Here is a 15,017-nt window from a genome sequence, read left to right on the forward strand (position 1 = left end):
ATTAACGAGGAATGACCCTGATAAAATATCGCCGGTGGATGATCTATTTTATATCTTGCATTCTTTTCGTCTTTTCACAGTTTTACCGCTCTTCAATCGCTGTGATCACGCCCAATCTGGTTACCGAGCTTCACTTCGACCCCGAAGAATTAGGACTCATCTCTGCGGCTTTCTTTTATTCGTTTGCCGCAATGCAAATACCGGTGGGATTGTATCTTGATCGGGTCGGGCCTCGATTACTCATGACCGCACTTTCATTATTGGCTGCCGTTGGGGCCCTTGTATTTGCTTATGGGAATTCAAGTGAAGTGCTGATCGTTGGCCGGATACTCCTTGGCATTGGCATGTCCTGCAATCTGATGGGGCCATTGAAACTGGTCACCACCTGGTTTTCTCCGGCTTATTTTGCGACGCTATCCGCCATATTCGTATCGGTGGGGACAGCCGGAAATATAATGGCCGCGACACCATTGGTGTGGTTCACCAATCATTTTGGATGGCGAACCACGTTTTTACTCTTTGCCATCTGCAACCTGTTCATCACAATCCTGTTTTTTTTGGTTGTAAAAGATCGTCCCGATGACGAGCCAGCAAAGCTTCCAAAAGAAAAATCGATTGGACTGTCCGTGTTTACGAATGACATTATGCAGCTTTTTTTTCGAAAAGATTACTGGCTGATATCAATGGGCACCTTTTTTCGCTATGGAATCTATGCGTCCGTACAGGCGCTTTGGGCAGCACCTTTTCTAATGACAGTTTTGGGTTTTTCCCAATTAATGACCGGCAACCTTTTATTTGCCATGAGTATCGGCATGATCATTGGCAGTCCGATTTGCGGGTGGATTTCGGACAGGGTGCTTCTTTCGCGAAAAAATGTCATCATCACCGGGTTGGCTATCATGGCGGGCATTTTGATCGTATTGTCTCTGTTATCCAGGGGTGTCTCGACAATAATTATTTTTGCATTGTTCTTTGGATTTGGATTTTCCAGCGGTTCGGGCCAGATCATGTATGCTCACATAAAGGAACGCATGCCTCTGAAAAATGCGGGGAGCGCAATGACGGGAATCAATTTTTTTACAATGATCGGCGGCGCTTTTTTTCTTCATGGTATTGGCTGGGCGATAGAGGCGTTCTATTCCGGAAGCGTGCTTGGGCCTGAAGCGCTTAAACTGGTATTTGCCTTTTTTGGGCTCAGCCTTGTCTTTACGGCTTTGTTCTATATGTTAACGGTCGATGACAAGCAAACTAATTAAAGCATTGCTCTACGCAATACCTATCATGGGATGTTTTTCATGATCGGGGGTGCTGGCCAATTTGCATAGTATGGTAAGTATCATAGCTCTCTTAATTAAGACCAACCACAATATCTTGAGGTTCCCAAGTCCGACTTTAGAATGCAGATGTTGGCAAGATATGCCAGGTTCAGGTGAGGTCCGTTTTTGTGGGATAGCCAGAACGTACTTGTGAGGCCATGAAAATTCTTGCTGCTGATCCAGGGAGGATCTATCACAACATTTGACGAGGATGCGACTTGGAAACCACTCTCAATTAATCTGAATTTGGCCTTCCCTTATAAGTAACGGACTCCCCGTAGTTAAATACTCTGCAGGATAAAGCCGGGTTGCAATTAGTTTGCTGCAAAATAATATGCAGAATTGGTACAAATATTCGCATTCTAAATTTTGTCAAAACGCAAGTCATATAAATGATAGTCCGGTTCACCGAGATTTGCTGGATTTCTGTTGAATAATCAATTGGATATGATAATGAGCATAAAAAAATAACTGCCATTCACATGGATTCATCCGTTTTTATGGCAAATCTGCATTTTTTTCGCCGCGAATGAATAACTTAGGCGCTGGCACGTCCTTATTGATTTATATTCGCACCAACGCGTAAAAAGATAGAAGAGATGGATAGTTTTAAACGACAAGGTTACCAAATTGCGTACGAGGTTCATGGCAGCGGAAAGCCCACCATTCTGCTCCATGGTGTGACAGCCAGCTTTGCTGGCAACTACGCTGAATGGGGCTGGATTCAAAGGCTCAACGCTGTCGGATGCCAAGTCATCGGTATGGATTTTCGTGGTCACGGCAAGAGCGACAAGCCGCGCGATCCAGCTGCGTATGGGACTGGGAACTTGAGTGCTGACGTTCTTGCGCTGCTCGATCACCTTGGTCACCAAAAAGCGTCAATAATAGGCTACGCGCTAGGCAGTGTGATTGGTCTCAATCTCCTTCACAAGGCTCCGGCCCGCATTGGTCCAAGCGTCTTGATCGCCACTGGCGATGGGCTTCTTGGTGACGCACCTTTCTCCATTGCTGAAGTTTTCGGTAGACTGGAGAATGCATTGGAGCGCGGCGACTTTCCAGCAGATCTCCCGCCACACGAGTCAATGTACTGGACACTATCAGTTAAGGTTGGCGGGGACAGACTTGCGGCGCTGGCAGCGGTGCAAGCGAACTACCCAGCCTGCTCGCTCGAAGACGCCCGCTCTATTCAATCTCCCGTACTTGTGGTGAGTGGCGAGACCGACCCAATTCTTGGGCGTGGCCCGCGATTAGCTGAAAGCATCCCTAATGGTAGTTACATTGAAGTGCCGGGCGCCGATCATTTCGCACTTAGTATGCACGAGGATGCCTTTACAGCAGTTGGGATGTTCTTCCGACTCCAAGAAGAAGGTGCCTGATATCGGCCTGATGCGGAGTCCGTTACCTCGCCGAAGGGGCCGGACGCTATTCCCTCCAAAATTAAATACGGATACAAATCTTACCGAAATGATTTCCCTCCCGTAGATATTCCAATGCTTCTTTAAGCTCCTCAAAAGGAAAAACTCGATCTATTACCGGCTTAACCCGGTGTTGGACTATGGCGCGTGTCATGGCTTCAAATGAATTCCGATGTCCTACAGTTATTCCTTGAAGACGTACCTTACGTGTAACGATTAACCCCAGCCCCACTCCCATTTTTGAACCAGAAAGGACACCGATCATACTGATTGTTCCTCCTGGCCGAATTGCCTTTAAGGACTGCGGCAATGTTTTCTCGCCTCCCACTTCAATGATGTGGTCAACCCCTTTACCTATAGTTAGATCCTTCACCACCTTACCCCACTCAGAAGTGGTCGTGTAGTTTATACCTTCATCTGCACCTAATGCAGCTGCTCGCTTAAGCTTGTCTTCGCTGCTGGAGATGATAATCACCTTGGCCCCCAGCAGTTTGCTGAACTGTAAAGCGAACAAGGATACGCCTCCGGTTCCCTGCAACAGCACCGTGTCTCCTGCCTTGACACTCCCTTCCGTAACCAGTGCGCTCCAAGCGGTAAGCGCAGCACAAGGTAGGGTTGCAGCTTCCTCGTCCGAAAGGAATTCGGGAGCTTTCGCCAACCCGCCTTCATTCAAGACCATGTACTCTTGCATTACACCGTCGATAGGTCCGCCTAAAGCAGACGTTATCTCATCCAGATCAGGTTCTCCGGCAATCCATTTTTGCATAAACATGGGGCAAACTCGATCACCAGGAGTCGTCCGGGTTACACCGGCACCGACCTCCACAACCTCACCAACACCGTCCGAGATTGGAACGAGAGGTAGCTTTCCGGTAAAAGACCCATATCCCTTAAATGGTACCAAAAGATCACGGTAGTTGATAGATGCGGCTTTCATTTTCAATAAAACCTCACCGGGACCTGGCTCCGGTTGTTCACGTTCTGCAATTTTCAAATGGTCCATGGACCAGTCATCCTGTATCTGAAAGATTTTCATGATACTCTTCCCTCAACTACTGGTTATAACTAAAGTTTCGCAGTAACCCATCGACTTTGTTCAGCGATGAGATCTTCTATGATATCAATAAAATGAAAAAGTAAATCAGGTTCGATACGGTACGAAAGTATATCGCTTGACTTAAAAATTAGTTCTTTGACACGGTCCCAGACGGCACGGCTGAACATCCACAATGACTGATCGTCCGACGTTTGCCGAAACAGCGGACCAACGCAGGCGTTCAGCCCGTGTTTTATCTGGATGTAGACCAATAGCAGATACCGAATCATAACCAGGCTCTGGCTGGCAATCAAAGCGTCAAACGTATTGCTTTGCTCTTTTCCCATGTAAAGCATCTGCTTGGCATCTTTAAAGTATACTTCGATGGACCAACGGCGGGCGTAATAGTCAAGAATCCGGGATGGCTCCAGCTCGGTATCGGTGCAAAGCAGAGCCTGCCACTGTTTGCGACCATCGGAAACGAACAGTACCCGAACCGAGCCGGTCTTTTTCAACGTGACATTGAGGCATACGCCCTTAATCGTGCGATTCTTGATCCAGACAGTCTGTTTCTTGGCGACCTGCTGCCATAGTTGTTTGAGCGTATATGCGCCGCCTTGATAACCGTATTTGACCCGGTTGCGCTTTAATCGGCAGATGACGCCATAACCGACATCAACGATGCGACGGATAATATCGTCGTGGGCAAACCAGCTGTCGAACAAGACGAAGCTGGCATCGAGGCCCGACTTCCAGGCTCTGTCGAGCATCTGAACCAGAACGTCGGTTTTTTTACTCAGCGTTTCCTTGCGTCGTTTCCAGCCGTTGGTACGCTTGTCGATATTCCGCATATCAGTGTTGGGCCGGTGACTGGATGTATGAAAGGCACCATCGATAGGGAAAAAATGTAACCCGTCATGAAAGCCCAATTGCAGATACTGATTGCCAAGAATGGAACGCCTGACTTTGTGATCGAAATGATAGCTGACCAATTCGATCTCTTTGCCCGATTTGGGACAGATGGAGTCATCGGCGATCAATACTTTTTCTTTCAATGGGACATTCTTACGCATGGCTATGATCTTTGATGCCAACATCTGGACCAGCTTTCTCCAATTGAAGTGTTCATTGTTCAAGAACCGGTAGAACGTGTCTTTATGGGCCTGGACGTAGTTTTGTATATAGCCGCCATTACAGAAACTGTTGAGGCTTCGCTTGAGAAAAGGCAGTAGTACGAAAACAAATATGAGCGAGAGTGTTTCATAACCTCTTTTTTTGGTGATGTTGCTTTGTCGGGCCAATGAACGGAACTTGAGTTCGGTGAACGCACGATTGAGTTCATGGTCGTCAATGATCCGGCCCGAATCAGATTGTTTTTGCAAGGAGAGGGAAAATGTATTAGGGTAATTCATAGCGGTTCTTTCTTTAGTGATATTAGGTGTTTGGCGATGTCTAATATACTAAACTCAGAGCCGCTTTTCAATTATTTTCCTAATATTTTCAACTTATTATCCCTCTAAAATATCCAAAAATTAGCTGCGAAACTTCAGTTATAATTAGGTTGTTGGTTGCCTTCCCTTATTTTTTCCATTAACGGACCTTCTCTTCGCAAGGTCCAGCAGGTGTCCTCTATCTCGCTCATCATTTCGGCATAGGTTTTCGTGTCAACGGGTTCTCTGATCCTGGAGCTCCAGGCACCCTGAAAGGCTGCTTGTGCCATGGCTGTTACCAACGTCAATAGGTGCGTACACGCTTTTTTTCGATCAATCCGTTTTCTGACATTGGCAGTAAAACCGGAGGCGATACACAATCCCTTGAGGGGTTCAAGGCATCCACGGGTGTCACGACAAGACGCATGGGGCACCGATGGCAACTCTACTTCAATGTCTATAATAGTAAGAACTGGAAGCTGAAGCTCTATCCGGATAATCATTTGGTGTACGGTATAGGGTGGGCGGACCTCTCCTGAAGGCATATGTGAATTGCACAGCCTCTTATCCTGAAGAGAGCCCTCGACAATTATAGAGTCCGCTTCGCCTTCATAAATGACGGTATTGATCATGCGGTCATGGATTTTTTTTGTTTTTTTGTCCAAACGGATCATGGGTGTTGGGACTCCTGATAAACATTCTATTTTTCTCTGGAAATTAGTTGCGGATAGACTTCCTTTTCTTTTCGCGAAGGGATTCCCGCCAGTGCCTTGGCCAGTTTTATCTTTTCGTTCAATTTGCCTTCACGAAAAATCATGATGCGCTGGGCCTGGGGAGAACCGGCACCGTGCATGGACTCTACCATGGCCGTACCGCCGGTCATCGCCTCGATCAGTCGACCGATTTTCATCCGGTCCTCCACGGGAATTCCTTCAACCCCCGAAAAATATTTTTTAACCAGATGACCGACATCCTCGTTGCGCAGGTCGTGCTCACTGGGCAGGGTGGCAATGAAGCCACCAGCCAAGTCCACGGCCAAGCGGGCCACTTCGAAATGAAAACGGGTGACATTCTGTTTGCAGACATTCGCCAGCATGGTGTCCACCATATATGCCCCGGATGGAGTAGGCACCCCTTCGGCCGAACAGGCGATCGAAGAACTGTAAAGCGTCTCACTCAAATGAATCATTTCGGTCACTTTGTCCCGTACGTGGGATCCCTTGGCCGTACCCTGGATCTGCGCCAGGTATGTAACCGCACCAGTGAGCACATCCATAAGACCGGTTTTGCAGGCTCCGTAATTGGCTCGATGGTGGGCCGCAAAACGATGAACGATCAGTCCTGAAAAATCAGTCTCTCCGTCCATGTACACATTTTCCCTGGGCACGAAAACATCCTCGAAAACGAGTACGGCCTCACCACCCACAACACCGAAGGAGGGCTTGCCCACGTCGAGATTCTCCTGCAGATCCCGACGGCTGTCGTTGGCCTGACGACCAAAAATCATGGTTACACCGGGGGCGTCGATGGGCAGGGAACATATCACGGCATAATCCTTGGACGCCTCGTTCATGGCGGCTGTCGGCATCACCAGAATCTCATGCGAATTGACCGCGCCGGTCATGTGAACTTTTGCGCCTCGAATCACGATCCCGTCATCCCTGCGCTCAACGACATGAACATATTGATCGGGATCCGGCTGATCGGCTGGCGACTTGGACCGATCGCCTTTCGGATCGGTCATTGCTCCAACCACCATCAGGTTCTCATCCTGAATTCGAATCAGCCATTTTTTAAACCGTTCAAGGTAATTTGTTCCATGCTTTTTATCGATCTCGTATACCGTGGCGTATGTGGCGTTAATCCCGTCGAAACCCACACAACGCTGGAAGCAGGTGCCGGTCTTTTGACCCAGCACGCGCAACAGTTTGACTTTCTTGATGAGGTCTTCGACATTCTGGTGGACATGGGTGAAGCGGCTGATCTCCCGGCCTGTGAGATGGGAGGTCGCCGTTGCCAGGTCGTGGTACTCATCCTGGGAAGCCAGGGCGTAGGTCATGGCCGCCGCCCGCACATGGGGCGCCGTGGCCGGATGTACGGTGACGTCTTCGATCTTCTCGCCCTTGTAATAAATGACTGGATTGGTGGCCTGCAGGCTGGACATGTATTCCGAACCGGTTTTGATTTTCATTGGCTTTCCTTTGCGTAGATTTTCCGCGGATGCTTAGTTTGAATTTCAATGCAAATTAGAGAGGCTTTCCTACAAAATTTCCATTATCTCACTGCGGTTGAATCCCCATTGCAATAGCGATTCTTCTATATTTTCTTTTGGTTCCGTTGGTGGTTGCTTTATTTCTGGTTGGGTGCGGGAGAATCTTGGGGTAGGGGCGGGCTGGGTTACCCCCCCAATTTCAACAAATGTATTGCGGGCCCTATTGTGAGGGTGCTCGAAGGCCTCACTAAAAGACAGAACCGGTGCAATGCAGGTATCGAATCCTTCAAAAAAGGCACACCACTCATCCCTGGTCCTGGCTTTAAATGCTAAACGCAACCTCTCTTTCAGGGCCGGCCAATGCCTTTCATCAGCATAGTCTTCAAACTCGAAACCATCAATGCCCAGACGCTGCAGTACCGTCTGGAAAAACTCGGGTTCGAAAGCCCCGAGTGCAATATACTTCCCGTCAGCCGTTTGGTAGGTATCGTAGAATGGGGCGCCACTATCTAACAGATTCACGCCTCTGCGATCTTTCCATACATTGGCCGCCCACCAACCATAAAACGCGCCGAACAATGCGGCACAGCCATCAACCATGGCTGAATCGACAACCTGCCCCTTTCCGGATTTAGTACGTTCCAAAAGCGCACAGACCATTCCAAATGCCAGCATGAGACCACCGCCACCCAGATCCGCCAGGATGTTCAGCGGTGGAACCGGGCGGCTCTCTTTGTGCCCGATTGCACCTAAGCCGCCTGATATGGCCAGATAGTTAATGTCGTGGCCCGCGGCCATGCAGAGTGGACCTTCGCGGCCATAGCCGGTCAGGCGCCCGTAAATCAGTTTGGGGTTGCGCAACAGGCATTCATCGGGACCGATCCCCAAACGTTCCATTACCCCAGGCCGAAAGCCCTCAATTGTTCCGTCGGCGGATTCAATGAGTTTGAGAATCGCTTCTATTCCCTGTTTTTTTTTGAAATCGATATAGATTGCCGGGCGGTTTCGGAACCAGATATTGAATTTTGCCTCGCCCAGTCTTGCCATAGGTCCGCCTTTACGCTCGATGCGCAACAGCGTGGCCCCCATGTCGGCAAGCATCTGACCGCAAAAGGGAATCGCTCCGATGCCGCCGAATTCGAGTATTTTAATTCCTTCCAAAGGCCCCATGGACTGAATCTCCGTAATAATTAGGGTGCGGACTCTTGTGGCAAAACATGCAAAAGAGCAATCCGGGCATTAACCATTTCTGCCAGACTAACCGCATAGGCAAAGGCATGACGGGCGTTATCGGAAAGATCCGTGGCGTGTAGGATCTTTTTTATGCTAATCTTTGGCAGCAACGTTTCCACTCCTTTATTGCTTCAATTTACTTTTAATCACCTTTCCGGTCGGTGTTCGTGGCAACTCTTTCACGAATGCATAAAATTCCGGAACCTTATAATCGGCCAAATGTTCCTTGCAGAAAGACTTTACCTCTTCTTCAGTCAGCTCCACACCTGCTTTGGGAACAATTACGGCTTTGACCTTCTCACCGAAAATTTTATCCTGAACGCCACATACCGCAGCCTCCAATATCTTCGGATGCGCATAAAGCGTGTTTTCAAGCTCCACGCAGTATATGTTCTCTCCGCCCCTGATAATCATGTCTTTCTTTCTGTCCATGATGTATAAATAACCGTCATCGTCGAACTTTCCTAAATCTCCGGTGTGAAACCATCCATCCGTGAACGACGCTTCGGTTGCCTCGGGCATGTTCCAATAGCCTTTGAAAACGGAAGCCCCTTTGTACAAAAACTCACCGGTTTCATTGGCCACGGCCGGCTCCCCGTTTTCCCTGGCAACCTTGATTTCCATACATGGCGTGCTCCATCCAATGGATCCAAGTTTTTTCAACGCAGCTTCAGGAGGTAACGCAAACGTAAAAGACCCCGCCTCGGTCATGCCACCGGCATTGATGAACTTCGAGTTGGGGAACATCACCGACAGGCGTTTGATCAATTCCGGGGCAGCCGGGGCAGCGCCGGAGATGGTGTATTTCAACGAAGAAAAGTCATATTGGTCAAAATCTTCGAGGTTGGCCCAAAACCAGTACATCGTCGGTACCGCAATAACCAGATTGACTTTTTCTCTGGCCATCAACTCTAAAGATTCACGGGTTTTGAATGCCTTCATGATGACAATCGTTCCGCCTTTCAGCACGGATGTCATCAATTGGCTATACAGCGCCGACGCATGGAACAGGGGGGTGAGAATGAGTTGTTTCGTATCGGATTCTATTTCCATGACATATGCGGCTGACATGGCATTGCAAATGAGATTTCGGTGGCACAGCATTGCACCTTTCGGTTTACCGGTGGTGCCTGAAGTATACATGATGGCTGCCACGTCTTCCTCATCAATTTCAACCGGCAGATAGTCTTTACCTTTCCATTCCATCAACTCGTTAATGTTGGGAATGTTTTTATCGGTTGCATCGCCTGCAGTGAACAGCTTTTTCAAGGAATCCAATCGGTCACGGAAACGGTTGATTTGATCCATGTAGATGGATTCAAAAATCAATGCACTGGCCCCGGTATCATTCAACTGATACACCATCTCATCCGGACTCAACCTGTAATTGAGCGGTTGACAGATGGCACCAATTTGAGCGACCGCGAAAAAACACACGCAAAATTCGATGGTATTGGTAAAAAGGATAGCGACCCGATCTCCTTTTTGCACATCGTGCTGCAATTGAAGGGCTGAAGAAAGTTTATTGGCCAGACTGCTGAATTCGCCATACGTAATTGAATTCTGGTCATAAATTAAAGCTGTCCGATCGGGATATTGTGCTGCCGTTCGCTGCAGCATCTCTCCGAGGGAGAGCGGACGATCCGCATAAACATTGATTTGCGTATCCCCAATGGTTTTAGAAATGATATTCAGCCCTTCTTCGCTCCAGGAACCGGCTTTCATCGTTGTTCTCCTTTGTTCAAATAATGGACACCGAGAGTATCGTTCATCATTTAATCGGCCCCATAATCATTTCCGGGAAAAAGGTTGTCAAGGTCGGTATATACGTCAGTATGAGTATGGATAAAAACATGATCAAAAGCGTCGGTAAAACTGCCCGGAAGACCTTGCTGAGCGGACGATCGAACATGGATGCCGCCAGAAAACAATTCACGCCAATCGGCGGCGTAATATAGCCAACCCCCAAATTGAGAATCAGGATCAGGCCGAAATGGATGGGATCGACCCCCATGGCGATGGCAACCGGGTATAGGATGGGAGCCATGATCAGGATTCCGGCAATAATTTCAATGAAGGTGCCGAGGACCAGCAGCATGACATTGACGACCAGCAGAAAGAACAGTTTGTTGTTCAGTGTGGCCACGGTCCACTCGGTGATCTGATTGGGGATCTGCATATACGTCAGGAATTCACTCATCAAAAGGGAACCGGCGGTGATGATCAGCAGAACCCCGATGGTAACCCCGGAGTCGATGGTAATGCGGCATATCTCGCGTGGAGATAATTTTCTATAGATACACAGTTCGACAAAGTATGCGTACACTGCCGCGATGACTGCAGCTTCAGTGGCGGTAAACACGCCGGAAAAGATCCCGCCGAAAATAATCAGCGGCATTAACAGTCCCCAAATACCGCTTTTAAAGGATTCCCAGAGGGTGCGTGTGCTGTAAGTCGTCTCTGAGATGGTTCCATCCCGCCGGGCGGTATATATGGCATACAGACACAAGGCGAAAACGATAAATATGGCAGGAATAAACCCGGATAGAAACATCCGGGCAATGGAATTGTCCGTCACCAGACAGTAAAGAATCATCGGGATGCTGGGTGGCACGATGATACCCAGAATGGATGAAGACGTCAGAAGTCCGACTGAAAAGTTTTCGGATGCCCCCTGTTTTCTCAAGGCAGGTACCATCAAACCGCCGATGGCTGCCAACGTTGCCAGTGCCGAACCGGAAACGGCACCGAAGAGGGCGCAAGAAACGATTGCTGCGATAGCCATTCCTGCCTTGAAATGGCCGACCAGTGCTTCGGCAAATTCCACAATCTTTTTGGCAATAACCCCGCTGGTCATCAAATTCCCTGCCAAGACGAAAAACAGCACGCACAACAGAGAGAACTTGTCCAGTTTCAGGAACATGGCCTGGCCGATCATCATCAGAGGGATATCTGTGAACCACACAAATCCGCAAAACGCCGCTAAAAAGAGTGAGACCCCCACGGGAACACTGATCAAGGTGAGGCCGAAAAACACTACAAGTACAATGAGTTCCATCCAATTGTCTCCGGCAGTTAGCTGGTTTTAGCTGATAAATGTTCCCGGACGGTTTGAACTGTGGCTGCGGCGTAGCGGAGGCACATCAGCAGGCCACCCAAAGGGACGACAGCGTAGGCAATATACATAGGGCTTCCTGAATTAGTAAAGATGCCGCATTAGCATGGGTAAATTCACCCTCTCAACAGTGACAGGTGCATTTTAGCCTGAAAATATTTACCGACTAATCGACCCAAAAGCCCGTTAAATCGTCTCTGAAGCACTCTGATATGGACCATGAACAGCAACGAGGAAGTAAAAAAGAGAGAAGAAAGGCCTTTCAGCCATTTCTCCAAGTTCATGACGATGAAGGATACCGCGATCGCCGTCTCGGATGTCACTGCCAGCTTACACATGATTCTGGATAGACTGAAGCGCCGCTTGCCCTGGCCGAACTTTCCCTCGATCGGGATCCGATCGAGCTCATCCTGACGGACCTGCTTTTTGATCTCTTTCTGTATCTCGACAGCGGCCGGTGGCCGGCCCAGCGGGGGACCCGAAAGGCGGATTCCATGTTTCTTGCAGAACCGGCGATTATCTTGGTTACGGTAAATCCGATCCACATGAACCGATGCCGGATAGTGCCCAAATCGTTTTCGAAATGCCTTGATCTGATCGATCAGATCCCCGGATTCATTGAAGGCATCCCAACTGATGCGGTCCACGAATGAAATGCCATTGATGAGACTGACCGATATCTTGGCACCAAATTCGGTAGCCGCACCGGCCTTACCCCGTTTGATCGGACGCACATGGGGTTGGCTGATGCTGACGATGCGATCATCGATACGATTTTCATGCTGGTCATACATCCATTGCTGCTGGCGATAGACTTCGTGAATGACCAGCAGCTCTTTGTACTGACGGGGACTGAGCTTCGTTAGCGGCGTTCGTTGGGATAGCTTGGTTATGCTTTTCAAGTTGCGCTTGAGATATCCCAACTGTTTCCGAATGGCCTTACGCCTCTTGCTCTTTGACAATCTTTTGCTTTTGGCTGCAGATAGAAACGCTTTGCGGGCTAACTTACGGTAGGTACGCGGTTTGGGATATTTCCCCTTGAATGGACTGTGTAGGATATCAATGATCCCTTCACTCTTCTCCCGGGCGGTATTCAACAACTTGAGGTCGGTTGGGAAAGTAATATCCGCGGGGGTACATGTGGCATCCAGAAGTAATTTGCCCTGGTTTTCACTACCTCCACCTGTAGGCGTGGAATCATCGTCATTTTTGGTTTGGGAACGGTCTTTCGATTGTTTTTCTTGTTCAAGTGCCTTGCGGGCAATCGACTCATTGATCTTGGCCAGCATCTTTTTGCCAAACCGCTTGCGGAAGTATACGAACAGGGACGGATCAAAGGGCTTTTCGTCCTCATAGGCCTTGTAGCCTAAAAAGTATTGGAGATACGGATTTTCCCGGATCTGTTCTACCGTCTCTTCATCGCTGGTTCCCAAGCGCTCCTTGATAATCAGGGCGCCCAAGGCGACTCTTACCGATTTGGCCGGAGGGCCCAAACCGGAGTTGGTCAACGATTTACTGTAGGCCGGTTCGAACTGACCCCATGGAATAAACTTGGCTAATTTCACCCAGCGATTGTCGCTTCGCAGTTTTCCGCCGAAAGGCAATTCGAAAGTTTCGAATTCCAGCTGCTTTTGATTATGTCGATACATGATAGGACCGAGAAAAGTGCAAGGGTTTTGAGGGGTAAAGCGTGGTTATATTTGCATTTAGCTCGATCCTCAATACCATAAAATGTATAGTATTTCAAGTGTTTATCTTTAATTCAGGAAACCCTACATAGGGAGTTCCATGGCGACGGAAACCTGGCCGGTGGTGTATTGATAGACGGTGAATTTTAAACCCAGTACAATCAGCAAGACGCCCATGAAAAAAGAGAATCCATTGGACAGCAGGGTGAAAACGACCCTGCCTCGTTTGAACATATCCGGAACGATATCGACCTTGATCATGCTATTCTTTTTAACGGCCTGGCTGACTGCCAAGTAGACCAGCAGCACCAGTGCATACCGGGCATATTCCTCCACGAATACGAACCCCGTATGAAATATATAACGCAGGACGATATTCAGGAAAACCACGGCGACGGAGCTTAAAATCAGTATCAGGATCAGAAATTCTTCAACATGTGACGCCATTTTTTCGAATTTAGATAGCATGATGCTTTCCCCATGGCGGTGTTTTTATGGGTGCTTTCCGAAGAAACAGCATATCGAAAAGCACCCGGAGGAGCTTGAATCTTTAAAAAATCAACGTTGATAATTGACCACCTCAAAGACCTTTTCCGCTATGGCTTTTCCTTTGGCGTCATATTCACCTAAGCGCCATTCGACAACACTTTTGGTTGCATCAACGAACTTTTGCATCTCTTCCGGTGGAAGATCGATTGTCTGGATACCTTTTTCCTCAAATATTTCTAATGCTCTTTGTTCGGCTTTTTTTTCTCCTTCCCAGTGTTCCCGGCATGCCCTGTCGATCGCCGCATCGAATTTTACTCTGACGTCATCGGGGATTTTGTCGTACCAGCCCTTGTTGACCATAAACATGTACAACCCGAAGGTATGACCCGTCTTGACAAAATATTTGATTACTTCGGTGTATTTGACAAGAACGGCCACATTGGGCGGCAGGTCGCACCCATCTACAACCCCCTGCTTGAGTGATTCATAAAGATCTGGAAATTGAATGACCATGGGTTCGATATCCAGAGCTTTGAACGTCTTCAATAAAATCGGCGATGGCGCGACCCGAAATTTGAGTTTGCTGATTTCCTCAAGGGTGCGCGCTTCTTTATTAAGCTCCAATCCGTACAAACCGAAGGTGCAAAATCCCATTCCCTTAAATCCATAAGATTCGACGCCTTTAAGAAATTCCTGGGAAACCGGACTGTCGAGAAAAGTCTCGGCCTTTTCCCAGGAATTGACCACAAAGGGCAGGACCAAGGAATCCGTGTAAGGAATGGTCGTCCCGAGAACGGCTATGGGCATGATCACACCCTGAAGCGCGCCCATCCGGGTTTTATCGATCATTTCAGGATCGGTACCCATCACGGCGTTCGGAAAAAATTTTGCTTCAATTTCACCGGCACAGGATTCGTTGATGTATTTTTCCGCCAGAACCCCTGCAGTTCCACCACCGACTTTGGGATTGGTGTCAAATCCGAAGCGGAATTGCATTTTTTTAGCTTCAGCGTTAATCGGTGAGGACAAAACCAGCGTGGCGGTTAACATGAAAGCACCAATAAAAACGATGGAACGCATCCC

Annotated in this window: 12 protein-coding genes and 1 pseudogene; 2 read left to right on the forward strand and 11 right to left on the reverse strand. The window is 48.5% G+C overall.

What is annotated here, in order from left to right:
* Positions 1-11 precede the first annotated feature (11 nt).
* Both GN111_RS16545 and GN111_RS16550 read left to right on the forward strand, forming a co-directional pair.
* On the forward strand, positions 12-1,256 hold the full coding sequence (locus tag GN111_RS16545; protein WP_155304804.1) for an MFS transporter: 1,245 nt from the start codon (positions 12-14) through the stop codon (positions 1,254-1,256).
* A gap of 659 nt (positions 1,257-1,915) precedes the next feature.
* On the forward strand, positions 1,916-2,692 hold the full coding sequence (locus GN111_RS16550; protein WP_155304805.1) for an alpha/beta fold hydrolase: 777 nt from the start codon (positions 1,916-1,918) through the stop codon (positions 2,690-2,692).
* 61 nt (positions 2,693-2,753) lie between these two features.
* Here the strand turns inward: GN111_RS16550 and GN111_RS16555 are convergent, their stop codons facing one another.
* The 11 genes and pseudogenes from GN111_RS16555 to GN111_RS16605 all read right to left on the reverse strand — a co-directional run bounded on the left by GN111_RS16555 (position 2,754) and on the right by GN111_RS16605 (position 15,014).
* On the reverse strand, positions 2,754-3,767 hold the full coding sequence (locus tag GN111_RS16555; RefSeq protein ID WP_155304806.1) for a zinc-dependent alcohol dehydrogenase family protein: 1,014 nt from the start codon (positions 3,765-3,767) through the stop codon (positions 2,754-2,756).
* 29 nt (positions 3,768-3,796) lie between these two features.
* A complete protein-coding gene (locus GN111_RS16560; RefSeq protein ID WP_155304807.1) occupies positions 3,797-5,179 on the reverse strand; it encodes an IS4 family transposase in 1,383 nt (460 codons plus the stop codon).
* A 134-nt stretch (positions 5,180-5,313) separates the two neighbouring features.
* Positions 5,314-5,871: a DUF2889 domain-containing protein gene (locus GN111_RS16565; protein WP_155304808.1), complete on the reverse strand. Its 558-nt coding sequence runs from the start codon at positions 5,869-5,871 to the stop codon at positions 5,314-5,316.
* A 26-nt stretch (positions 5,872-5,897) separates the two neighbouring features.
* A complete protein-coding gene (locus tag GN111_RS16570) occupies positions 5,898-7,388 on the reverse strand; it encodes a 4-hydroxyphenylacetate 3-hydroxylase family protein (protein ID WP_155304809.1) in 1,491 nt (496 codons plus the stop codon).
* A gap of 69 nt (positions 7,389-7,457) precedes the next feature.
* Complete coding sequence (locus tag GN111_RS16575; protein ID WP_155304810.1) at positions 7,458-8,579, reverse strand: CaiB/BaiF CoA transferase family protein; 1,122 nt, start codon at positions 8,577-8,579, stop codon at positions 7,458-7,460.
* A 20-nt stretch (positions 8,580-8,599) separates the two neighbouring features.
* The gene (locus GN111_RS16580; RefSeq protein WP_231715767.1) at positions 8,600-8,761 is read right to left on the reverse strand and encodes a universal stress protein; all 162 of its coding nucleotides are present in this window, start codon (positions 8,759-8,761) and stop codon (positions 8,600-8,602) included.
* Positions 8,762-8,765: 4 nt separating this feature from the next.
* Positions 8,766-10,367: a class I adenylate-forming enzyme family protein gene (locus GN111_RS16585; RefSeq protein ID WP_155304812.1), complete on the reverse strand. Its 1,602-nt coding sequence runs from the start codon at positions 10,365-10,367 to the stop codon at positions 8,766-8,768.
* A gap of 46 nt (positions 10,368-10,413) precedes the next feature.
* Positions 10,414-11,700 carry a TRAP transporter large permease gene (locus tag GN111_RS16590; RefSeq protein ID WP_155304813.1) on the reverse strand — a complete coding sequence of 429 codons (1,287 nt, stop codon included), beginning with the start codon at positions 11,698-11,700 and terminating at the stop codon, positions 10,414-10,416.
* Positions 11,701-11,981: 281 nt separating this feature from the next.
* Positions 11,982-13,406, reverse strand: a pseudogene (locus tag GN111_RS16595) (IS5 family transposase); the annotation flags it as partial.
* Between the two features lie 123 nt (positions 13,407-13,529).
* The gene (locus GN111_RS16600; RefSeq protein WP_155304814.1) at positions 13,530-13,913 is read right to left on the reverse strand and encodes a TRAP transporter small permease; all 384 of its coding nucleotides are present in this window, start codon (positions 13,911-13,913) and stop codon (positions 13,530-13,532) included.
* Between the two features lie 90 nt (positions 13,914-14,003).
* Positions 14,004-15,014 (reverse strand): TRAP transporter substrate-binding protein, encoded by a 1,011-nt coding sequence (locus GN111_RS16605; RefSeq protein WP_170302338.1) that lies wholly within the window; start codon positions 15,012-15,014, stop codon positions 14,004-14,006.
* Positions 15,015-15,017: the final 3 nt, after the last annotated feature.

This window comes from Desulfosarcina widdelii, from assembly GCF_009688965.1.
Lineage (GTDB): Bacteria > Desulfobacterota > Desulfobacteria > Desulfobacterales > Desulfosarcinaceae > Desulfosarcina > Desulfosarcina widdelii.